The sequence below is a fragment of the Vibrio sp. 070316B genome (assembly GCF_013114115.1).
In the GTDB taxonomy this organism is placed as follows: domain Bacteria; phylum Pseudomonadota; class Gammaproteobacteria; order Enterobacterales; family Vibrionaceae; genus Vibrio; species Vibrio chagasii_B.
In genome coordinates, this window is record NZ_VTYC01000034.1 from 23543 (window position 1) to 45527 (window position 21985).

20 protein-coding genes and 1 pseudogene are annotated in these 21985 nt (G+C 39.7%); 14 read left to right on the plus strand and 7 right to left on the minus strand.

The window, feature by feature from the left end:
- Positions 1 to 136: 136 nt before the first annotated feature.
- Genes F0251_RS20180 through F0251_RS20195 form a run of 4 tightly spaced genes read left to right on the plus strand, consistent with a single transcriptional unit; the run spans position 137 to position 5794 of the window.
- Positions 137 to 1402: a site-specific integrase gene (locus tag F0251_RS20180; protein ID WP_085627003.1), complete on the plus strand. Its 1266-nt coding sequence runs from the start codon at positions 137 to 139 to the stop codon at positions 1400 to 1402.
- Positions 1395 to 3053, plus strand: coding sequence for a hypothetical protein (locus F0251_RS20185; protein ID WP_171731682.1), 1659 nt, complete (start codon positions 1395 to 1397; stop codon positions 3051 to 3053). Before F0251_RS20180 ends, F0251_RS20185 begins: the two co-directional genes overlap by 8 nt.
- Positions 3046 to 5343 carry a hypothetical protein gene (locus F0251_RS20190; RefSeq protein WP_085627000.1) on the plus strand — a complete coding sequence of 766 codons (2298 nt, stop codon included), beginning with the start codon at positions 3046 to 3048 and terminating at the stop codon, positions 5341 to 5343. The genes F0251_RS20185 and F0251_RS20190 overlap by 8 nt, the downstream gene beginning before the upstream one ends.
- 13 nt (positions 5344 to 5356) lie before the next feature.
- Positions 5357 to 5794: a hypothetical protein gene (locus F0251_RS20195; protein WP_139833646.1), complete on the plus strand. Its 438-nt coding sequence runs from the start codon at positions 5357 to 5359 to the stop codon at positions 5792 to 5794.
- Positions 5795 to 5892: 98 nt separating this feature from the next.
- On the opposite strand, the gene F0251_RS20200 is transcribed toward F0251_RS20195, so the two are convergent.
- On the minus strand, positions 5893 to 6099 hold the full coding sequence (locus F0251_RS20200) for a helix-turn-helix domain-containing protein (protein WP_085626996.1): 207 nt from the start codon (positions 6097 to 6099) through the stop codon (positions 5893 to 5895).
- A 94-nt stretch (positions 6100 to 6193) separates the two neighbouring features.
- Between F0251_RS20200 and F0251_RS20205 the strand changes: the two genes are divergently transcribed.
- Both F0251_RS20205 and F0251_RS20210 read left to right on the plus strand, forming a co-directional pair.
- Entirely contained in the window at positions 6194 to 6736 is a 543-nt protein-coding gene (locus F0251_RS20205; protein ID WP_085626995.1) for a phage tail tape measure protein, read from the plus strand.
- Positions 6730 to 7005, plus strand: a pseudogene (locus tag F0251_RS20210) (DEAD/DEAH box helicase family protein); the annotation flags it as partial. The gene F0251_RS20205 and the pseudogene F0251_RS20210, both read left to right, overlap by 7 nt.
- A 64-nt stretch (positions 7006 to 7069) precedes the next feature.
- Here the strand turns inward: F0251_RS20210 and istB are convergent.
- On the minus strand, positions 7070 to 7819 hold the full coding sequence (istB, locus tag F0251_RS20215) for an IS21-like element helper ATPase IstB (RefSeq protein ID WP_171731683.1): 750 nt from the start codon (positions 7817 to 7819) through the stop codon (positions 7070 to 7072).
- Positions 7819 to 9309: an IS21 family transposase gene (gene istA, locus F0251_RS20220; RefSeq protein ID WP_171731684.1), complete on the minus strand. Its 1491-nt coding sequence runs from the start codon at positions 9307 to 9309 to the stop codon at positions 7819 to 7821. Before istA ends, istB begins: the two co-directional genes overlap by 1 nt.
- 103 nt (positions 9310 to 9412) lie before the next feature.
- Between istA and F0251_RS20225 the strand changes: the two genes are divergently transcribed.
- Together F0251_RS20225 and F0251_RS20230 are read left to right on the plus strand one after the other, a co-directional pair.
- A complete protein-coding gene (locus F0251_RS20225) occupies positions 9413 to 10513 on the plus strand; it encodes a DEAD/DEAH box helicase (RefSeq protein WP_253821644.1) in 1101 nt (366 codons plus the stop codon).
- Between the two features lie 43 nt (positions 10514 to 10556).
- The gene (locus F0251_RS20230) at positions 10557 to 10862 is read left to right on the plus strand and encodes a hypothetical protein (protein ID WP_045618363.1); all 306 of its coding nucleotides are present in this window, start codon (positions 10557 to 10559) and stop codon (positions 10860 to 10862) included.
- Here the strand turns inward: F0251_RS20230 and rarD are convergent.
- Entirely contained in the window at positions 10849 to 11754 is a 906-nt protein-coding gene (rarD, locus tag F0251_RS20235) for an EamA family transporter RarD (protein ID WP_085626991.1), read from the minus strand. The two genes, F0251_RS20230 and rarD, sit on opposite strands and share 14 nt — an antisense overlap.
- Positions 11755 to 11894: 140 nt before the next feature.
- Here rarD and F0251_RS20240 point away from each other — a divergent pair, with 140 nt between their 5' ends.
- From F0251_RS20240 to F0251_RS20265, 6 genes are all read left to right on the plus strand, one after another.
- Positions 11895 to 12386: a hypothetical protein gene (locus F0251_RS20240; protein WP_171731685.1), complete on the plus strand. Its 492-nt coding sequence runs from the start codon at positions 11895 to 11897 to the stop codon at positions 12384 to 12386.
- Between the two features lie 22 nt (positions 12387 to 12408).
- Positions 12409 to 12708: a hypothetical protein gene (locus tag F0251_RS20245; RefSeq protein WP_085626987.1), complete on the plus strand. Its 300-nt coding sequence runs from the start codon at positions 12409 to 12411 to the stop codon at positions 12706 to 12708.
- Between the two features lie 489 nt (positions 12709 to 13197).
- A complete protein-coding gene (locus F0251_RS20250; RefSeq protein WP_085626985.1) occupies positions 13198 to 14754 on the plus strand; it encodes a type I restriction-modification system subunit M in 1557 nt (518 codons plus the stop codon).
- A complete protein-coding gene (locus F0251_RS20255; protein WP_110097402.1) occupies positions 14751 to 15950 on the plus strand; it encodes a restriction endonuclease subunit S in 1200 nt (399 codons plus the stop codon). The genes F0251_RS20250 and F0251_RS20255 overlap by 4 nt, the downstream gene beginning before the upstream one ends.
- A 1-nt stretch (position 15951) precedes the next feature.
- Positions 15952 to 17115, plus strand: a complete 1164-nt coding sequence (locus F0251_RS20260) for an AAA family ATPase (protein WP_085626981.1) — start codon at positions 15952 to 15954, stop codon at positions 17113 to 17115.
- Positions 17108 to 20206 carry an HsdR family type I site-specific deoxyribonuclease gene (locus tag F0251_RS20265; protein WP_085626979.1) on the plus strand — a complete coding sequence of 1033 codons (3099 nt, stop codon included), beginning with the start codon at positions 17108 to 17110 and terminating at the stop codon, positions 20204 to 20206. Before F0251_RS20260 ends, F0251_RS20265 begins: the two co-directional genes overlap by 8 nt.
- Before the next feature lie 81 nt (positions 20207 to 20287).
- Here F0251_RS20265 and F0251_RS20270 read toward each other — a convergent pair whose 3' ends face one another.
- Genes F0251_RS20270 through F0251_RS20280 form a run of 3 tightly spaced genes read right to left on the minus strand, consistent with a single transcriptional unit; the run spans position 20288 to position 21798 of the window.
- On the minus strand, positions 20288 to 20674 hold the full coding sequence (locus F0251_RS20270) for a hypothetical protein (protein ID WP_085626977.1): 387 nt from the start codon (positions 20672 to 20674) through the stop codon (positions 20288 to 20290).
- Complete coding sequence (locus tag F0251_RS20275; protein WP_130243318.1) at positions 20667 to 20900, minus strand: hypothetical protein; 234 nt, start codon at positions 20898 to 20900, stop codon at positions 20667 to 20669. Before F0251_RS20275 ends, F0251_RS20270 begins: the two co-directional genes overlap by 8 nt.
- Before the next feature lie 28 nt (positions 20901 to 20928).
- Positions 20929 to 21798 (minus strand): hypothetical protein, encoded by an 870-nt coding sequence (locus F0251_RS20280; protein WP_085626973.1) that lies wholly within the window; start codon positions 21796 to 21798, stop codon positions 20929 to 20931.
- Positions 21799 to 21985: the final 187 nt, after the last annotated feature.

The following is a 21985-nucleotide window of genomic DNA, read 5'->3' on the forward strand; positions in this document are numbered from 1 at the left end:
TTAACTTTAGTAAAATAATGTAAAGTATAATTTAATTCATTAATTGATATTTATCAATGGATTAATTTGTTTACCTTTACAAAATGATTTAATTGAATAAATTTATAATACTGGTTAACTGATAGGATATTTTGTAATGAATTGCTCAGTCGTTATTTTTGATAATGTTCATGGGAAAAGAGATGTTGCAATCGTGGATAGCGATTATCTTCCTGATTGTTTTTTCATCAACAACCACATCAGCACTTCTTTTGCTGACCTTGCTGAGCAAACAAAATACACGTATGCAAAACATCTATTGTTTTCTTATCGGTATTTTAACTCGAAAGCGATAGACCTTCCTGAAAGAGCCTCAATGGGAACGTTTTTGACTAGAGAAGAATATGAAGATTTTAAGACGCACTGTAAGTACAGAGTCGAGTCAGATTTTGATGATAGTTGTAATGTTGCTAGCTTCTCACGTTTTTCAGATAAGCAGTTAGACAATTGGATATATGCGACACAAAGTTCAAGTGAAAGAGTCGGTGCTTATACCTTAAAAGAACGATTAAGATTGTTTCTTGGATATATGCAGTATCTATACAAAACGTATCATTGTTCAAATATTCCTCCGGTTGAAATTTCTCACTATTTTTTGAGTTTTGAACGAATGATTAAAGAAGATATAAAAAATATCAAAGATGAAAACTATGATGTTAAAGACCCGTTAGAACAAGTAATTCCTGATGAGGTTTTTTTTGAAATGCTAGAGATCATAAAGCCTTCAAACCCTAATAATCCTTGGAAGGGTAGCAAACTACGTAATCAGCTCATTGTGAATATATTTATTGAGACTGGGATTAGAAAGGGAGCTCTTGCAAAATTAAAGAGTAGTAATGTTAAAAATGACGCTCATGGATTCCGGATAATGATTACTCGAACGCCAAATGACGTTACAGATAAGCGGAGGCTTAGGGCTTCTCAAAAAACCAAACCACATTCATCCGCAATCAGTGAAGAGACTTTTGATCTTATTGAGTTATATATTGAAACAGAACGAGTTAAATATTCAGAAAGTCAGTCCCATGATTTTATTTTAGTTAGTGAGAAAGGTAATACTGCTGGCGAACATTTATCTGTTTTATCTATTAATTACGTTATTAAGTCTTTGTCCAATGCATTGAAATTTGAGTTAAACCCCCATCTATTTAGACATAAGTGGAATGAACTTTTTGATGAAAAAGCATCTGCGGCAGGTTATAGCTCAGAGCAAATCGAAGATATAAGGAAATATGCAATGGGGTGGGATGAAGATAGCAAAATGGGTAGCATTTACAATGAGTTCAAACATGCTTTGAAAGTGCATGAATTGTCTGCTCAACGCCAAAAAGACACAATGCCAAGGAGCCTAAAGCATGATTGAGGATAATGAGCTGATCCAACTTAAAAATCACTATGAAGGTAATAGATTATATCGAGCAAAGAACGAGGCTTATAAATTTGATTTATTTGACACTGTCTGGCAATTGAGTCCGAAGAGTAAGGAAGACCTCAATTGGACGTATGAAAAAGATTATGATGCCGACACCTTTGTTAATGTACGTTTACTTTTGGCTGAAATGGCGAACCGTTATCCGGCAAGTACAGTAAGAACTCGTGTTGGAGGTATTCGCTCTGTTGGAAATCAGTTATCGTTGCCTGCTTTCAAAATTGCTTGGCTTACATTTAATGACAATTTACGAAAAAACCTAGCAACAATATTTTCCTCAGCAGTTAAAAAATGCGGATTGACTCAATTTAATGAACTTTATGAGTTTACTAAAGATAATCGACCATCCTTTTCAAAATATGAAAATATTCTTGATGTTGAAAAAGGATGCTATAGCGACTATGAGTTTAACCATATAAAACAAGGTTTGCGTCTTGAAACAGATAGACAAATTAAATTTACTACACAACAGGGAAACTATGGAGTAAGACGGATTGGAGGTTTTTCTAATTTAATTGCTGGTCAATTGATGTCAGCTTTAATGAGAAGGCCAAGTCAATTAGCCCAATTAAAATGGTGTGATGTATTGCCTGTTGGCGAGAGGTTTTTGAACCATAAACAGAGTAATAATGAGTTGGTTCCAAAAATTGATTATATGTTTAGTGACGTTGAATGCCTACATATTCGAACTTTCAGAGGGAAAGATGGAGGTTTCAGATCTAGCGTAGAAACACGTTCGCACCGTTTGGAACCAGAATTATCAAGTCTTCTACTACTATTTAGAAAACAATATGAGGTGGTCTTAAAAGGTTACTTAATTAATCAGGATATTATTTTATCTCCGTATGAAATGAATCACATTATGTTGAGCTGTCCTTTGTTTCCTGAAGAAACTTTATTTACTACAGCATACCAAGCGAAAGAAAATATATTTAAAGCGGTAGGGCATATGTCGCAAGCATTTCATAAATCTCCAGAAATGATGCGTAAAGCTATTGAAACTTTAAGTACTAAGCTAAATTTGAAAAGTGATCGAATCGATGATGGAAAAATAGAATACAGTAATAACCGACTAAGGCATACAGTGTTGACTTCAGGAGCAAGGAATAATTTGTCAAAACCTTATCTGGCAAGTATCACAAATGTTACAGAAAAAGCAGTTGAGTCATATGTTGATCTCGATGTTAATGGGCGAGTTATAATTAATGAAGCCTTTGCTGAACTAGATGTATTAAGAAAGTTTGGAACTATTTCAGTAAATGACTTGTTAAAAAATGATGAATTTATAGTTCGTAATGAGTTTGATGAAGAGATTGGTGTTTATTGTAACTCTGATAATTGCTCGAGTTGTAAATCCAAATTAGGTGCACCTTTAGGGTGCTATCCATGCCGTAATTTTTTACCCAAAGAAGAAGCGAACCATCAGCAATATCTTAATAAGGCGTTAGTTAAGTATGAGCTAAATAAATCTCAAGGCAATAAAGCAACAGTCAAAAGATTAAAAGAAATTATTGTATATATACAAGCCACGATAAAGGTATGCGATGAAAGAAATAATTTGAAAAGAGGGCTTGATCATGAATAAGCTTAATCGTTATCTACAAAATCAGAAAGAACATATAGCCAAATTGATGAATCAACCTCTAATTGGATTTACTAACCAGCAAGGAGAACAAGCATCTTGGAACGACGGTGCTGTATGTTTTACCTCCACCGAGGGGAAAAAGGTTTATTTTTATTTAACTAACGCTACAGTTAAGCAGAATGATTTCCGAACACCGTTGACCAATGATCAGATTTTATCTGATGAATTAAGGCATTTATTGATCGTTTATGCGATAGACCTTTGTGCATCGAAAGTTTCTATATCAACAAAGAGGCAGAAACATTTCTATGCAAGACAGGTTATTAATAATTTGGGGGAAAACCCTGCAACATTAGCAAGTTCTGATCTTTCTTCCCTATTTGATGAGCCTCATGCTCATGTAATTGAGTTTTTCCAATGGTTACAAAAAAATAGTTTTATCTCTGCGACACTAAAATTGCCAAAGCGTACCAAGCAATCATTTCGTTCAGGGGATGATCTTATCGAGCATAAAAAGAACAGTCTTCCTGAAGAAAAGGTTCTTTTAGCTTTAGGCGCAATTTTTCATGACGTTATATCTCCTGATGAATCTAAATGGAATGTACATCCAACAGCCCCCCAACGAGATGCTTTTGTATGTGGTATGAGTGCACTCGGTATGGCTTCCCCAAACCGAATTGCCGCAGAACAAACAGTGCTTGTAAAACAAAAGCTAAAATCTCATACACAGATCGTTAATGGGAAAAAGGAGCTTGTTCACTATCTTGATTGGTCGGGTTCCAAGGGATATAAGAACTATCAAAATCACCTGCTCTCTGTAATGTCTGACAAGTTAAATAGCACGTTAAAGTATATGAATAAAGTCTGCGAGCCTGGTCGAATTCTAGCTAAATTTTATGAAAATCCTAACATGCCTTTAAAAACTCTTTTAGGTAAAGATTTTCGCCCAGCTAAACACAACATGAAATTGTTATCGCCAGACATGAATAAGCCTATAAATTTAATTCACTTAGGATTCTTACTGGGTTTTTATGATCATGGTGACGGTATGGTCCGTGTGACAAAGACAACGAAAGGAGCTATTCGTAATAGTGAAGGCCATGGATATTGTAAGTACCTAAAACCAATCGTAGAACTTCAACCGGAAGATGAGTTTCAATTTTCGAGGGGATGTAATTACGGTAGCTATCTTATTGGTACATTTTTAAGTTCAGAGATAATATCGAAAGTCTTCTCAAGAAATACAGTGACAGTTGAACAATTTCAGAAATCTGTGATGCAGTATATTGTAAGTCAACTTGGTGGTTTTCCAATGGGATTTAATGGTTCAAATAAAGGAAGCTGCAAGTATAAATATGCTCTATTCTGCTTTTTGGGGTCACAGTTATTCACGAAGGCAAACCCCCCATATATGATGGGTAAATCTCATTATGCCCTCGTTCCTCTGCAAACTCTTGGCAATATTTTTGCCCATGAGTTGAGTAGTAAAGAAAATACGATAGAAACAAAATCGTGTACCAATATATTCATGCGTCATGGCTTTTCATTAGATTTTTGGCTTAGACCTCATCAACTTCGACATTGGCTTAATGATGTCGCTGAACGTGAAGGTGTTTCCCACGCTCTAATTAATCTTTGGTCTGGCCGAAAAACACCTGAACAAATACTCCATTATATTTATAGGACTCATGATGAAAAAGCAGCTGAAATTTCCGATATAATGTTCAGCGAATCCGGTAAGGAAGTTACAGTTAAAGTTATCAGCCAGCAGGAATATGAGAAGTTAGCCGGAATTGTAGCTACTGAAACAAGCACGGGGTTTTGTACTCAGAATTTATCGTTTTCTCCCTGCGAATATCTTAATGACTTCGTAACTCAGTGTTCACTATGCCCTTTTGCTTGTTATGCTGCTCATGATAACGATGCAATAACACTTCTAAAAAAGGATCTTGCAGTACAAGAGTGCAGACTGGATGATGTGCAAAAAAGACCGAATTTTGGTGTCAGTCAAGCAATGCAGGAATGGTATATAGTTCATCACCGTAATACCTCAATGCTGGGTGAGCTGATAAAAATAATGGAACGTGATGATATTAAGAAGGGCTCTATAATTCGCTTACTGTCACATAAAGGTGAATATCGAATCACTGATCTTGAAGCAAAAAAGGTCATTGTTAATGAAAAACTGTCGTTACCAAATTCCACAAATGCGCTTATGAAAGCGCTTGAATCTTCAAGTGTGGATCAAAACTCAGATAGCGTATTAGATGACCTTTTGGCTCTTCTTTAGTGGGATTTTGACTATGGCATTACCATCACTAACAACAGAAGAAATCATAAAAATAGAAGCTTTGATCAGACAATGGACGACAAAATTTACGTGGGAATTGTTAGTCAAACGAATAAAAAATGATTTAGATATTGATACTACTAGGCAAACATTACCTAAATACTCGAGTATTAAAAAAGCCTATAAAAAGAAAAAAGAGCAACTTAGCGGAAAATCTGTCCCTGAAGATTCTCTTGATTATCTTGAGAAGTTATCAAAGTTTACTCGAGCCGACATTGATCGGTTTGAGCAGATAGAAAAACTGGAAGCTGAAATTGAAGTTTTGCATGAAAAGGTTAAAAAGCAGTTGGCATTCATTAAAAAGCTCAGTGAGCTTGCAGATACGAATCCTTCTTTATTGGAGCTTCTAAACCGGACAAAGAATTCTTTACCTCAAAAACACAAGGAGTGAAGTGAGTGTAGTATTCAAAGTGACGCGTGATAGTAGCTCTCTTGTTTCCATCTTTTGGGAGCTTCTATCTAAAGTTGTACTGGTTGTTAATTGTAATATTACGGCAATAAATCCCGGATATCACAGCCAAGAACACTTGCGAGCAGGTAAGCTTTTTCAAGTGTTATGTTGACCTCTCCTCTCTCAATCCGGCCGATATAACTCCGGTCTATATCGGCCGAAAGTGCCAATTTATCTTGAGATAGACCCTTATCCCTACGCATTCCTCGTAGGTTATGACCAAACTGTTTTGCTAAGTCTTTCATTTTTCTCGATGCTCAAAATGAAAGACTATCCTGTATTGCGGAATATATAGCCACGGACTATAATCCGCATTTTGGTTTGTGTGCTTGAACTCTTATGACGAATAAAACAGTTCTTAATGAATATATCTATACCCTACTCATAGAAAAGGGATTTGATGGATTAACGGTGCCTTGCTTAAGGGATGAATTATTAAAAATAACCGAAGAATTCAAGGAAATCGTTGAAGCGCGTAAATTTCTTTATCGTCAACTGTTACAGCTGGAGCAAAAAGGATTACTTTTGACTAAAGGTCAAGGGCGCAAGAGAACGTATCACAAATCAGAACTATTCAAAGTAACTGAATTTAAAGCAAAAAAAAGAAAGCTACAAAAGAGAAAGGCGGTAAAAAAAATCTCTGATGAGACGCTTACTCTTGATGAACTCGTTTTAGAAAGACGCAAGTGTGAAGCTGAACTAGCAATAGCTTTGGCTGAGATAGAAGAGTTTCAAATATTGTCTGAAAGACTCCCTTCTCAAAAGTCGTCTTTGTTGAGGCTTTCTGAGGAAACCAGAGAAAGGTCTGTTCGATATCTTGCCAAGGTAAATGTACTGAATCAGGTTCTTAAACTTAGTAATTATGGAAAAGCAGAATGTTGAGAATATGGCAGGAAGAGTGTGCAGGGCTTGCCTTAGAAAGGTATCTAGCTGGTCATTCACATTTTCTGGTTCAGGCGACTCCTGGTGCGGGGAAAACGGTAACAGCGGCAGAAATTGCTAAAAGGCTGTTCGATGCAGATAAAATAGATCTAGTCCTATGTTTTTCTCCATCATTGATTATTGCTGAAGGTATACAGAGAACCTTTGCTTGGCGCTTGAGTTGTTCTTTTAACGGTGGACTTGGGGCGGTTGGCGCATCGTTTACCTATCTATAGAGCGTCAACTAGCTTGACCGATCCAGCGTCAATTAGCTTGGCCGGTTGAGGTCCTGTTTTATAGCAGGTTTCGTTGCGCTTCTTTTCTCCTGTAACTTTCCCCTCGGCATTGCAAGATTTTCGCGTGATGGATCAGTCTATCTATGGCGGCCACCGTCATCACCGTATTGTCGAACAGTTCATCCCACTCCTCGAACGATTGATTTGATGTAATGATCAAGCTATATCGTTCATAGCGATGGGCTATTAACTCGAACAGCACGCTTGTCTCCTCACTCGTTTTTTGGACATAACCTATGTCATCTAAGATAAGCACACTGTACTTATCCAGTTTCATTAGAGCTTCTGATAGTTTCAGCTCTTCCTTCGCTTGTTGAAGCTGTTGTACCAGCAAGTTCGCACTCATGAACTTAACCCGCTGACCATGCTCGACCAACTTGTATCCAAGCCCGGCAGCTAAATGCGTCTTGCCTAACCCACTGGCTCCGAACAGTAAGATGTTGTCGCCCGTTTTCACCCATTCTCTATGGTTGGCTAAGTGCCACACTTGTCCTTTGTCTATCCCTTCCAACGCAGTAAAGTCATAGTTATCAAGGTACTTGCCCGCTGGAAGGTTGGATTCCTTTAAGTGGCGCTGCAAGCGCTTTTCTTCTCGGCTATCTAGCTCTAGTCGGCATAACTCAGCAAGGTAACGCTCTACTGACCAACTTTGTTCGCGGGCCTTATCTGCCATTGGCTCCCATTGGGAGACAAGACTACTGAGGCGTAACGATTTGAGAAGAAGAGGGAGGATATGCTGCTCTGACATTATTTTACCCCCTCTAAGATTTGTTGATAGCTCGACAGTCTGTGCTGCTCTACTTTAGGGCTGTCTGCCCAGCTTTCATCTTTTAAGAACCTATCTTCGCAGTCAAACAGCGTTGGTAGTCGACCTATACTGATCCCATCAAGCACGAACCTGCCAACGGCATCTTCTCTCTCTGATTTGTTGGCGACATTCAACAACCTCACCATATAGAGGCTTGCCTCATCCATCGTTAGATGCGTATCTACATACTGCCAGATTTGGCGATAGTCATCGCTAGGAAGCATCTGATCTCGCCACTGACATCCCCTGAACGCTCGTGGCTTCTTCATTAAGGAGCCAATAATATGTCTGTAATCAATTTGATGCCCACGACGGCAGGACTGGGTATGTACCCTTTCTAGACTTAAGGTGTGTTCATCATGGCAGTAGATTTCTAGTGTTTTGTCATAGAGATGAACACGGACGGTTCCGCCGATAAGGCGGGACGGCACTGAGTAAGTGACCCTCTTAAGTTGGATCGTACTTGTCGTCGAGACTTTCAGCATATGGACTGTGTAATTGACGCTGGCGAACTTTGGTAGTGGTTGTAATTGTCGCTGCTCGTCAATTAGAAGCGGCTTAGAGCGACGATTACGTCGCTCAACGAGTTGTTCTACGAACAACTCGTACTCTTCTTTTGTGTTGAAGTCATAAGAGCCTCGTATTGCTAAGGCTTGACGGACCTGATTTTTTAGGTGGTTATTCGCACTTTCTATCGCCCCATTTTCGTGCGCGACACCGGTATTATTTTTCGTGGGTTTGAAGCCATAATGCATGGCAAGTTGTTGGAAGTTATCAGTAAATTGACGTTCACTGGTGTTGTTTTTATACGCAGCACTTAAGCTGTCCGTTCTAACCTCGATCGGAACACCACCGGAACGTTCAAAAGCCCCTTGTAGCCCCGTTGCTACCGCAGTAAAACTTTCTCCGCCATAAACAACCTCAGCATGGCTCCAACCACTGGCGGGTAAACGATAATTGAACAGTCGGTGCTCAAGCGTTTCACCTTGTATCGTGACGGTGAAATCAGCCCAGGTAAAATCCATGATCCCTTGCCGTCCAAACTCCTTTTCCTGTCGGAAGATCACCTCCTTATCTTCACCATGCAGAAGGCGCCATTTACGGACACGACGCTCTAACGTACGTCGATGTTTAGGTAAGAATACGTCGCTATGCTCTTCACATAAGTGATCGAAGATACCGACAGGGGTAATTGTCGCGCTTCGCTCAAGGAGCGGAACGACGACAGACTCCCAAACTGCTTCAAGAGGGTCTTTTCGTGTTCGGTATTCTCTAGGTTTGAGTGGACCTAATTGTCGCTGGCCTGATTCAATGCGACGAGCAGAGCGCTCAGAGAAGCCAGCCTTAGCGGCAGAAGTGGTTTGTGTTTTGTCTTTACGATTAGCCATGTATAGCCTTATTTGTTGATCTGTAATTCGTTTTCCTGGCACAAAGCTTCCCAATAGAGAGTTTGTCCAAATGTAGCAGATCAACCGGCCAATCTAATTGTCGCTGAACCGGTCAGGCTAATTGTCGCTCAATACCTATCAAAGTATGAAATATCTCCGGGATAGTTTCTGGAACACGATCAAAAAACACCGTGTATTGGTTGTTTTTGATGAGATTCACCATTGCTCTGGTGATGAAATTGAAAATGCTAATGTTTGGGGAGAGCAGATACTGACTCAGATCCAAGGGATAGCGGAGTACACATTAGCGCTGACAGGAACTCCTTGGCGATCAGATTTTTTACCTATTACATTGGCTAAGTATTCTGATACTGAGGGCCGTATTCTATGTGATTATCAATATAGCCTGAAGCAAGCTATTACAGATAAGGTCTGCCGCTCACCAAAAATTGTATTAATCGATAATGAGCATCTTTCAATTTCAGAAGGTGGTGAATCAAAGTCTTTTTCATCGATTCCAGAGCTTTTAAAACAATCTGCTACTCCATACCAAAGTATCCTGCAGAATGCTGATGCAATGACTTATATCTTAGGGCTTGGATGTCAGAAACTTGAAGAAATCCGCATAGAGAACCCTACAGCCGGAGGATTAGTTGTTGCTTCATCGGTAAGACATGCGATTGATATTCAGGAGTTTTTAACTGAACGCTACGGACAAAGCACAGAGATAGTGACGTATTGCCATGATAATCCATCAGAGACAATTAATCGTTATCGGGATAGTTCAACCCAATGGATTATCAGTGTTGGGATGGTCAGTGAGGGAACCGACATTCCTCGTTTACAAGTCTGTTGCCATTTAAGCTTTGTGAAGACGGAGCTCTATTTCAGACAGGTGTTAGGCAGAGTTTTGCGAACGAATGACTTTCCTAACCAGCAGGCATGGTTGTATACCTTTGCGGAAGAAAATCTCGTTAAGTTTGCGGAGCAAATCGAACAGGATATACCTGATTCATGTTTGTTTATTAAATCCGATGTATTGCAAGATAAACCTGAAATGTCGAATTCATTGGATCTAATCCAGAGCCTAAGCCAGAAAAAGTCAGAAAGAGATACAGAGAAAGTAAAGCTCAGTTGGAGTAATACTCAGTCGCCAAAATCGCCAACTGTCCCTGTTTGTCCTGTAACCTTCGGACAATTGAATTTAGGAAACTTTCGAGAGCGCGTAATAGCCGCATTTTTGTAACCAATAATAATGTTTGTTGATTTTGCATTAGCAAGGAGTTGATATGTTTTATGTTGGGGTTAGTCAGTATTACGCGACCGGTGAAGGTTGTACTATCTATGTTGCTAGCGGCAGTGAAGAATCAATACGTCAAGCCATTCCAGAGTATTTCCATCAAGGATTAACTATTTTAACCCCCTCAGAGTGGCTGAAAGCCGCCTCTGGAGAGTGTGAAGATGAGTATCATCAATCTGATGCAGAAATTCTTGAAACCCATCTACCGATGTTATGGGAGCAAATTAAGGAAAGAGCATTAGAAAGAGGGTGTCACATTGATTTCGTTATGAAGCACCACTTTAACTATAGCTAGTACGACGCTGATGGCGGTGCGTTCGGATGCTATCAACAAAGAACACTACCAATGCAGCCCAAATAAACACAAAGGTGATTAATTTGTCAGAAGTTAGTTGCTCACCATATACCCCAGTGGCTAAAAATAGCATTAATGTTGGCCCCAAATACTGAAAGAACCCTAAGGTTGATAGTTTGATTCGGGTAGCTGCAGCGGCAAATAACATTAAAGGAATCATCGTGACAGGTCCTGCAGCAATTAACAGTAGATTGAGTCTTAACTCATTGTTTATCAGGCTGCTGGTCTCAGAGTCTGAAAACCATAGATACGCTAAAGCTAACGGTATTAACAGCGCCGTTTCCAGTAGCATTCCGACGGTAGGATCTACGCGAACTTTTTTTCGGAGTAGTCCATAGAAGCCAAAACTGAAGGCTAGAGCTAGGGAAACAACCGGAACCGTTCCAAGGTGTATTAATTCGATACCTACACCGACAAAAGCTAGTACTACGGCTCCCCATTTCCAAATGCTTAGTCTCTCATTTAGAAAAATAGTGGCTAACAATACATTTACCAGAGGATTTATATAGTATCCAAGAGAAGCATCTAGCATATGGTCGTTATTGATCGCCCAAATAAATATTCCCCAATTTAGCCCGACCAAAAGTGATGTGGCTGTTAAGTAGCGTAATTGTGAGCTTGAACGAAATACTGCTCGAACTTTCGGCCACAAACCAAAGCCCAGCACTAGGATCACGGAAAAGAACAAGGACCAGATGACTCGATGCGATAAAATTTCATAGGGAGCAATATCACTAAGTAGTTTGAAATAAATCGGTGCTACGCCCCAGATTCCGTAAGCCCCAAGGGCAAATAAAACTCCTTGCCGAGTGTTATTAGGTTCTTCGTTCACCGTAAAGTCCTTAAATGAAGAGCGATAAGATTTCGCTTAGCTGTAGTGATATAGGATGGGAGTGTACTTGAAAAAGCGCTTTTGTGAATAAGGCTGAAATATGATCAAGTAAATCCGAATACGCAAATAGGAGATTTTTAATGAAGATTTTGTACTTTGATACGCTTAGCCTTTTGTATTCAAATCAATACATTCACAGTAAGGAAAGTCTATATGCTGCATTTGACGAATGGCTAAAAACTAGAGCAACGACTTTATTAAAAATGGTGAGGCCCGATTCAAATGCTGTTGATGGCCTTAGAAGTGCAGCGTCAGAAGCAGGGCTACTACTTTACCCTTTGGGAACTTGCCACACTCGTACATGTTTTATTGAAAATGGTGTGTTTACTGGCGATGAATTAGCCCCTGACACAGAGTTACCCTTCAGAACGCATATGGACGACAACAATTCAGTCCGTCAGATGTTAGCCCATACTCACAGTCTGCAAGCCCAATGGTATGTCTGTGGTGATGTCGGCTCTGAAGAGCTATTACAACATTACCCGGATCGTTACTTACGTTCAGAGTTTGGAAAGGGCGTTACTAGTGAACTGATTTCTAAAATACGCGGCTTAAAATCAGCGGATTATTAATTAACTTACTGGGGCAATGCCGATGCTTTTGAAAAAGAGACGAACTGTTGATCAGATAGCTGCTTCTATCAAAAGCAGAAATAACATTGATGAGTTCCCTTCTCTTGAAAGACTAAAGTTGTACGAACAATGGAAACCAGGAACCGCTAAAAAGGTACTTGATGGCATTTGGTTATATCAAGAAAAGCGTACAGAGATTGAACTGCAAGAAGTTGAGCAAGCGATTGCTGATACATACAAAAGACATCTGGTATCGTTTGGGGTGAAAGTAGCAGCAATTTTTACCGTAAACGCAGCTATATACATAATTCAAATCATATAGGGAAACGAGAGTGGCTTGTATTTTTTTCTCTAGAGATTCAACCCAACGTACTTAACCGTTTGATATTAGAGATTCCGGATTCCATTTTCTGTCTTGCTGATGAATTCGCGCTGTGAACCGGTATAACCGGTGGTTGAAAACCTTGCGTTGCAACCGCCTCTTCAATCTACAAAACCACATCATAGCCGGTACCATGAGCATCATCTCCCAGATCATGATATAGGCTGATTTCAGTCACCGTTCCTTACTCTAGCATGGCAATAGCTTCTTCAGACCAGTAAAGCCGATGCTATCCTTTCGGAGTCGGTCGTTCATCATCAAGGCAAACTTTCATGCTAAATCCTTGTTTTTATGAATGTTGACTTGAATTAATCTGAAGTTAGTACTTTTACAACAAGCTGTTAGATTCGCACTCCTTTGCTCGTTATAATGCTCGACAGATAATGAGCTCATAATGGCTCAAAACGAATTGAAACAGGAATAATAAAAATGACAAGTAGCCAGCAACGCGCCGCCCTGCAACGCCAGATATGGGCGATCGCCAACGATGTTCGTGGTTCAGTAGATGGCTGGGATTTTAAACAGTATGTACTAGGCACTTTGTTCTATCGCTTTATCAGTGAAAACTTTGTTCACTTCATTACCGGTGGCGATGAAAGCGTAGACTACGCAGCTATGTCGGATGATGACGAAAATATCGAGTTTGCCAGAGATGATGCGATTAAGACCAAAGGTTACTTTATCTATCCAAGTCAGTTATTTAGCAACGTAGTCGCTAATGCGTCTAAAAACGAGAACCTAAATACTGACCTTGCTGCTATCTTTTCAGATATCGAAAACTCAGCCAACGGTTACGATTCAGAAAAAGACATTAAAGGCCTGTTTGCGGATTTTGATACTACGAGTAACCGCTTAGGTAACACTGTAAAAGCGAAAAACGATCGTTTAGCTAAAGTATTAAAAGGAGTCGCAGATCTACCGTTAGGTAACTTTGACGAAAACCAGATTGACCTGTTTGGTGATGCTTACGAGTTCTTGATTTCAAATTACGCAGCGAATGCCGGTAAATCCGGAGGAGAATTCTTCACGCCTCAACACGTCTCCAAACTGATTGCCCAACTAGCTATGCATGGACAAACCAGCGTTAATAAGATTTACGACCCTGCTGCTGGTTCAGGCTCTTTGCTACTTCAAGCGAAGAAGCACTTTGATGCTCATATCATTGAAGATGGCTTCTTTGGTCAGGAGCTCAACCACACGACCTATAACTTGGCTCGTATGAATATGTTTTTGCACAACATCAACTACGACAAGTTCAATATTCAGTTGGGCGATACTCTTCGTGAACCTCATTTTGGTGATGATAAACCATTTGACGCTATTGTTTCTAACCCGCCTTATTCGGTCAAATGGATTGGTAGTGATGACCCAACGCTAATCAACGACGAACGCTTTGCACCTGCCGGCGTGCTTGCGCCAAAATCTAAAGCCGATTTTGCTTTTGTGCTTCATGCGCTTAGTTACCTTTCTAGCAAAGGTCGGGCCGCTATTGTGTGCTTCCCCGGTATTTTTTACCGTGGTGGGGCGGAACAAAAAATACGCAAATATCTTATTGATAATAACTATGTTGAAACTGTCATCTCGCTAGCTCCAAACTTGTTCTTTGGTACCACTATTGCGGTAAATATCCTAGTTTTGTCTAAGCGTAAAATCGATACAAAAACACAGTTTATTGATGCCAGTGGTTTGTTTAAAAAAGAAACCAATAACAACGTGCTGACGGATCAACATATCGAAGACATCATGAACGTGTTCGCTAGCAAAGAAAACGTTGACCACTTTGCAAAATCAGTTGAATTAGATGAAATAACAGATGACTACAACTTATCGGTCAGTACCTATGTGGAAGCAGAGAATACTCAAGAAGTTGTGGATATTACGAAGCTTAATATTGAATTAAAGGCTACAGTAGCCAAAATCGATCAACTTCGCTCTGATATTGACGTTATTGTGGCGGAAATTGAAGGTGGGGTTCAGGGCGCATGAGTAATTTTAGCTATCTAGAAAAGCTTCTCGATGGTGTTAAAGTCGAATGGCAGGCTTTGGGGGAAATTGGCGAATTTGTTCGTGGTAACGGACTGCAAAAAAAAGACCTTGTTGAAACGGGGTTTCCCGCGATTCACTATGGTCAGATCTATACGAGATACGGTTTATATGCTGATAAAACATTTACTTATGTTTCTGATGAGTTGGCAGGTAAACTGAGAAAAGCTGAAAAAAACGATTTATTGTTAGCAACGACTTCAGAAAATGATGAGGATGTAGTTAAACCTTTAGCATGGCTTGGGGGGCAAACTGCTATTTCTGGCGATATGATGCTATATCGACATAAACAAAATGTTAAATATTTAGCTTACTTTTTTAAAACAGGAGCATTCCAAGAGCAAAAAAGACCATTCATCACAGGGATCAAGGTACGTCGAGTATCAAAAGATAATCTAGCTAAAATTAAAGTTCCAATTCCATGTCCTGAAGACCCAGAGAAATCATTGAAAATCCAAGTCGAAATTGTGCGCATTTTGGATGCATTTACATCGTTGACCAATGAGTTGACCAATGAGCTTAGCATGCGGGAAAAACAATACAACTACTATCGTAATCAATTGCTTAGCTTTGATGAAGCGAATGTTGAGTGGAAGTCATTAGGGGAGCTCGCTGAAAACTTAGATTCAAAACGCAAGCCAATAACTAGTGGGCAGAGGGAACCTGGTAATATTCCTTACTACGGTGCGTCCGGTATTGTTGATTATGTTAAAAACTTTATCTTTGATGGAGACTTTTTGCTCGTTTCAGAAGATGGAGCAAACTTGTTGGCAAGAAAGACACCGATTGCATTTAGTATTAGTGGAAAAAACTGGGTAAATAATCACGCTCATGTGCTGAAGTTTGAAACTTATGCTGAGAGAAGATATGTAGAGTACTACCTGAATAGTATCGATCTAACCCCTTACATTTCAGGAGCTGCACAGCCAAAGTTGAATAAAAAGAACTTAAACAGTATTAGTATTCCAAATCCTTCGCTTGAAGAAAAAGAACATATTGTATCCGTGTTAGATAAGTTCCATACACTCACTGCTTCAATCTCTGATGGTTTGCCGAGAGAAATAGAATTACGCCAAAAGCAATACGAGTATTATCGAGATCTACTGCTGAGTTTTCCTAAGAATGAGGTAGCCGCATAATATGGGACAATCACTAATAGAAATCGCAGAACAACTCAAAAATTCGCCTAAGAAAATACAGTTAATCTATGCGTTTAATGGTTCAGGAAAAACTCGGCTGTCACGAGCATTCAAGGAATTGCTTGCAGCTGAAATAAATGAAGAGGATGCTGAAGATCTGTTAGGGCTGTCGAACAAAAATATCCTCTACTATAACGCTTTCACCGAAGACCTTTTTTATTGGGATAACGATTTGGAAGCGGACGAAACTCGAAAGTTAAAAATACATCCAAACGCTTTTACGAAATGGGTTTTTGAAGACCAAGGGCAAGACCAGAACATCGTTGCCCATTTTCAACGTCTGACAAACAGTAAATTGACCCCGGAGTTTAGTGCTGATTTTTCCGAAGTCTCTTTTTCAATAGTAGCTGGGGATGACGATCATTTAGGGAATTTAAAAATTTCTAAGGGTGAAGAAAGCAACTTGATTTGGAGCGTATTCTATAGCTTGCTTGAACAAGTGATTGAAGTGCTCAATGTTCCCGAAATCGACGATAGAGAAACTAATGCCTTCGATAAGCTAAACTATGTGTTCATTGATGATCCTGTTAGCTCCTTAGACGATAACCATCTTATTCAGTTGGCGGTCGATCTAGCGGCATTAATTAAGTCCAGCGATTTTACCGGTGGCCGAGGGCTTCAGTTTATTATCACGACCCATAGCCCACTTTTCTACAACGTTCTTCACAACGAGTTGGGACTCAAGAAAGGCAACAAAAAAGACGGTTGTTACCTATTGGAGCGCTTTGAGGATGGTACATTTAACTTGAATGTTAAGTATGGTGATTCCAACAAGAGTTTTTCATATCACTTGCATTTAAAACAGCTCCTCGAACAAGCTATAGAGCACAATCAAATAGAGCGTTATCACTTTATGCTGCTGCGTAATTTATACGAAAAAACAGCAGGATTCTTGGGGTACCCTGAATGGGGAGAGCTGTTAAACACTGTCCCTGGTAATAAACAGGCCTATTTAAACCGAATGATTCAATTTACTAGCCATAGTTCTCTGTCCAGTGAAGTTATTTCAGAACCAAATGAACAAGAAAAACAAACAGTGAAGCTTCTGTTGGACAATTTAATGGTGAACTACAGCTATTGGCAGCAGGAAGCGCAAAATGACTGACTATAAAACGATTGCAGAATCCAATAACTTTATCGTCTTAGATAAATACACCAAACAATTGCAGCCTAGTGATAGTTATCAAAGTGAAAGTGATTTAGAACGAGAACTGATTCAGGATTTGCAGAATCAAGGCTATGAGTTTTTGCCTGAGTTAACTACCCCAGACTCAATGATGGCAAATGTGCGGACTCAGCTTCAAGATCTCAATAAAGTTGAGTTTACCGACGCTGAGTGGGGACGTTTTCAGGAACAGTACCTAAATACACCAAGTGACAACATCATCGAGAAAACTCGTAAAGTACACAGCGATTATATTTACGATTTTGTATTTGATGATGGTCATATTGAAAATATTTACCTGTTTGATAAGACAACTATCGCACGAAATAAAGTTCAGGTAATTAAACAGTTCGAACAGACAGGCAGCCATGCTAACCGCTATGATGTGACTATCTTAGTCAATGGCTTACCATTGGTTCAAATTGAGCTGAAAAAGCGCGGTGTAGCGATTCGTGAAGCTTTTAACCAGGTTCATCGCTACAGCAAAGAAAGCTTCAATGCTGACAATTCTTTATATAAGTACTTACAGCTGTTTGTGATATCCAATGGTACCGATACTCGATACTTCGCCAATACCACTAAGCGCAATAAAAACAGCTATGACTTCACCATGAACTGGGCGAAGTCAGACAACAATCTCATCAAAGACTTAAAAGACTTTACGGCAACCTTCTTCCAAAAAGAAACCTTGCTGGAAGTGATTCTGCGTTACTCCGTGTTTGATGTCAGCAATACTCTGCTAGTGATGCGTCCCTATCAAATAGCGGCGACTGAGCGCATTTTGTGGAAGATTCAAAGCGCCTATAACAGCAAAAACTGGAGCAATACAGAAAGCGGGGGTTATATTTGGCATACCACCGGTTCGGGTAAAACACTAACCAGTTTTAAAGCGGCACGATTAGCGACGAAACTCGATTTTGTAGATAAAGTATTCTTTGTTGTTGACCGTAAAGACCTCGACTATCAGACCATGAAGGAATACCAGCGCTTTTCACCAGATAGTGTGAATGGTTCAGAGAGTACCGCAGGGCTTAAACGTAACCTGGATAAAGACGATAACAAAATCATTGTTACCACCATTCAAAAGCTCAACAATTTAATCAAGAGTGAAAGCGATTTGCCTGTCTATAAGCAGCAAGTCGTGTTTATTTTTGATGAGTGTCACCGTAGCCAGTTCGGTGAAGCGCAAAAGAACATTAAGAAGAAATTTAAAAAGTATTACCAATTTGGTTTTACTGGAACGCCTATTTTTCCTGACAATGCGCTTGGAGCAGAAACAACCGGCAGTGTCTTTGGTCAGCAACTTCACACCTACGTCATTACTGATGCTATTCGTGATGAAAAAGTCCTTAAGTTTAAGGTGGACTACAACGATGTACGTCCTCAGTTCAAGAGTATTGAAACAGAGCAAGATGACAAAAAGCTAAGCGCTGCTGAAAACAAACAAGCTTTCTTGCACCCCATGCGTATTCGGGAGATCTCGCAGTACATCTTAAATAACTTTAATCAGAAGACGCATCGGGCTTATAAGGGCGCAAAAGGCTTTAATGCCATGTTTGCAGTAAGTAGTGTGGATGCAGCAAAAGCCTACTACGAGACCTTTTCGCAACTGCAGAAAGACGCTGAAAAGCCACTAAAAGTCGCGACTATCTTTTCCTTCGCTGCAAATGAAGAGCAGGATGCCATCGGTGATATCGCAGATGAAAGCTTTGAAGTGACGGCGATGAATAGCAGTGCTAAAGAGTTTTTAAGTGCTGCAATTGATGATTACAACACGATGTTTAAAACCAACTTTGGTGTAGACAGCAATGGTTTTCAAAACTACTACCGCGATCTTGCTCAGCGAGTGAAAAAGCAAGAAATCGATGTGCTGATTGTTGTTGGGATGTTCTTAACTGGGTTTGATGCGCCAACACTGAACACTTTATTCGTTGATAAGAACTTACGTTATCACGGTTTGATGCAAGCATTCTCTCGGACTAACCGTATTTATGATGCGACTAAGACCTTTGGCAACATTGTGACTTTCCGAGACCTAGAACAAGCGACCGTTGATGCTATTACCTTGTTTGGGGATAAAAACACGAAGAACGTTGTACTCGAAAAAAGCTACAAAGAGTACATGGAAGGCTTTACCGATATCGTAACAGGTCAGGCTCGCCGTGGTTTTGTTGAGATTGTCAGGGAGTTGCAGGAGCGTTTTCCTAACCCTGAAAACATCGTAAAAGAACAAGATAAAAAAGACTTTGCTAAGTTGTTTGGCGAATACCTTAAAGCGGAAAATATCCTACAGAACTATGATGAATTCGCCGGTCTTAAAGCGCTGCAAAACCTAGATACCAGTGATGAGCAGGCTGTTGAAGCGTTCAAAGAAAAATATTATCTGAACGATGAAGACATTGCGGTTATGCAAACGATAGAAATGCCAAACGAACGTGTGGTTCAGGATTATCGTTCTACTTATAACGATACCCGTGATTGGTTACGTCGTGAGAAAGAAGGCCAGGAAAAAGATAAACCGGCCATGGACTGGGACGATGTCGTTTTTGAGGTCGATTTACTTAAATCGCAAGAAATTAATCTGGATTACATTCTTGAGCTGATCTTTGAACACAATAAGAAGAACAAGAGCAAAGAAGGGTTAATCGATGAAGTGCGCCGTCTTATCCGTGGTAGCCTTGGTAACCGGGCTAAAGAGAGTCTAGTTGTTGATTTCATTAATCAAACCAACCTAGACGAAATTAGTGATAAAGCCAGCATCATTGACGCGTTTTTCAAGTTTGCACAAGCAGAACAAAAACGCGAAGCAGAGGCGATCATTGATTCTGAAAAATTGAATGAAGAGGCCGCTAAACGCTATATCACTTCATCGTTGAAGCGTGAGTATGCATCTGAGAATGGCACCGCGCTGACAGAAGCATTGCCGAAGTTAAGCCCGCTCAACCCTAAATACCGAACGCTCAAGCAGACTGTGTTCCGTAAGATAGCTGCTTTTGTTGAGAAGTTTAAAGGTGTGGGTGGTCAGATATGATTGATACGTTATTATGAATTAGGCTTTTTAATTCAATCAACTGACTACGGTACAAATAAACCCATATATTATGGGTTTATTTTATTGAGCTTGAACTTTGGATAAGCTAGAGCTCATCTCACTTCGCGCAATCACTAACTTTTTATGCTGTTGGATAAGAGAATTGACATCATCTTGAGAATACCCAAGTTTTTGAGCTTTCTTCATTCTTTTTTCTAGGTTTTTGATATCAGAATCAAAACTTCGTAATATTTTTAACTCAGCAAGAGGTCTGAGACCAATAGCGGAAAATGCGTACTCAGACAACCAAAATAAAGCACCAATAACAACTGGAACTGCTGTTGCTATAAATGCTGCATTTTGTGGGTCACCCCATGCGTTATATGCAGCAATAACGGCGGTCGAAGCCCCGCCAACAGAGAAACCAGGCGAAACTTTTACCTTAGAACTTTGAGCAGATTCAGTCACGCTTTATATGTCCCGTAGCCTTTAAAATAACATCGGCGATTGCATCCGTATTTTTAAGCTCGATAACTCTTGTTTCAGATTTATCTCCTTCATTATCAAGAGTTAACGTTATCGTCGTCGTTTTTGATGGAATTAAATAAATTACGGCAGCACGTCCCAATAATTTACAAATACGAGCAATCCACGGCAGAGACATAAATATCCCAACCGTAAAAAGTAAACTCATAATCGTATCGTGCTCTAGATTCATAGTTTTAATTTAACTGTCGAATAACTTCTTCAATAGTATAGCGAATGTTAACCGAACCATCGGCTTTGGTGGTCTTAACGGTTTTCATCATCACCAAACAAGGCTTAGTCTTTGAAAACTCTTCATACCCTTGATTAATTCGATGAATGAATGCTTCATGATTCATGCGTACAGACTCGATTTCACCATTCGGTAGCTTACATTTCCAGCCTGTAGTTGCCTCGAAGTTTACCTGAGAAAAGTGAATTGTCATCTGCTTTGTTTCTTCTTCCACTTCTTCAAGTGTTTTCTGTGGTAGTTTTTTGAAGGTTGCTGCATCTTCACTTACAACAACTTTCATTTCCTCATTACTTTCATTTTTGATGACCAATTTGGCATCTTTTTTATTCTCTATCGGTGTCTTGAATACAGTCTCAATGTCTTTACGAACATCTTTATCCAGCAAGATTTTTGCCACATCAGGCTCTAGTTCATGCTCGGAACCGTCTTTTGTTTTGAGGATAACTTTACCGCTACGTCGAATGCTTCCAACGATTTTTCGACCTTTTAACTCTTCCATAGCTCCTAGAACAGTATTAGCTCCAGCGACCCCAACGGCTGATATAATACCTAAAGTTTTCAGAACATCCGCACCACCGTTGTTGAGCCAAGTAACAAACTCAACCATAAATGATCCTTCCTGATGAGCTCGAACCTGAACCTGTAAATCAGAGTTTTCACCGTTAAGAAGTTTGTTCGCATTTTTTATGGTGCTAGTCATACTTAAAATTGAATGTCCGAGTGTTTCAGCATCAATTGTATGATCTGCGGTCTCTTCCATGTCGTACGATAGCTTGAATACTTGTTTATTAGGCTGAACACTGCTAGACGTCATTACGTTATCCTTGAATAAAATAGTGTTTATATGATAATTCAATAACTTCTTTTGACAACCACTTGCATATCTGTCTTTATAACTAGATCCTAAAATATTTAATGTTGTGTGAAGCGTAGATGCACCATTATTTTTTAGTAAACTGTCGTCGAACATTAAAGTTTGAACTCGACAATAAAGACTAGAA

Bases quoted from the DNA above. Each gene is read 5' to 3' on its own strand.
- F0251_RS20195 (WP_139833646.1), top strand. From the start codon at position 5,357: ATGGCATTACCATCACTAACAACAGAAGAAATCATAAAAATAGAAGCT.
- F0251_RS20190 (WP_085627000.1), top strand. From the start codon at position 3,046: ATGAATAAGCTTAATCGTTATCTACAAAATCAGAAAGAACATATAGCC.
- F0251_RS20200 (WP_085626996.1), bottom strand. From the start codon at position 6,099: ATGAAAGACTTAGCAAAACAGTTTGGTCATAACCTACGAGGAATGCGT.
- F0251_RS20255 (WP_110097402.1), top strand. From the start codon at position 14,751: ATGAGTAATTTTAGCTATCTAGAAAAGCTTCTCGATGGTGTTAAAGTC.
- F0251_RS20250 (WP_085626985.1), top strand. From the start codon at position 13,198: ATGACAAGTAGCCAGCAACGCGCCGCCCTGCAACGCCAGATATGGGCG.
- F0251_RS20230 (WP_045618363.1), top strand. From the start codon at position 10,557: ATGTTTTATGTTGGGGTTAGTCAGTATTACGCGACCGGTGAAGGTTGT.
- F0251_RS20275 (WP_130243318.1), bottom strand. From the start codon at position 20,900: ATGAGTTTACTTTTTACGGTTGGGATATTTATGTCTCTGCCGTGGATT.
- F0251_RS20280 (WP_085626973.1), bottom strand. From the start codon at position 21,798: ATGACGTCTAGCAGTGTTCAGCCTAATAAACAAGTATTCAAGCTATCG.
- F0251_RS20265 (WP_085626979.1), top strand. From the start codon at position 17,108: ATGACTGACTATAAAACGATTGCAGAATCCAATAACTTTATCGTCTTA.
- istB (WP_171731683.1), bottom strand. From the start codon at position 7,819: ATGTCAGAGCAGCATATCCTCCCTCTTCTTCTCAAATCGTTACGCCTC.
- F0251_RS20240 (WP_171731685.1), top strand. From the start codon at position 11,895: ATGAAGATTTTGTACTTTGATACGCTTAGCCTTTTGTATTCAAATCAA.
- F0251_RS20260 (WP_085626981.1), top strand. From the start codon at position 15,952: ATGGGACAATCACTAATAGAAATCGCAGAACAACTCAAAAATTCGCCT.
- F0251_RS20180 (WP_085627003.1), top strand. From the start codon at position 137: ATGAATTGCTCAGTCGTTATTTTTGATAATGTTCATGGGAAAAGAGAT.
- F0251_RS20205 (WP_085626995.1), top strand. From the start codon at position 6,194: ATGACGAATAAAACAGTTCTTAATGAATATATCTATACCCTACTCATA.
- F0251_RS20245 (WP_085626987.1), top strand. From the start codon at position 12,409: ATGCTTTTGAAAAAGAGACGAACTGTTGATCAGATAGCTGCTTCTATC.
- F0251_RS20185 (WP_171731682.1), top strand. From the start codon at position 1,395: ATGATTGAGGATAATGAGCTGATCCAACTTAAAAATCACTATGAAGGT.
- F0251_RS20225 (WP_253821644.1), top strand. From the start codon at position 9,413: ATGAAATATCTCCGGGATAGTTTCTGGAACACGATCAAAAAACACCGT.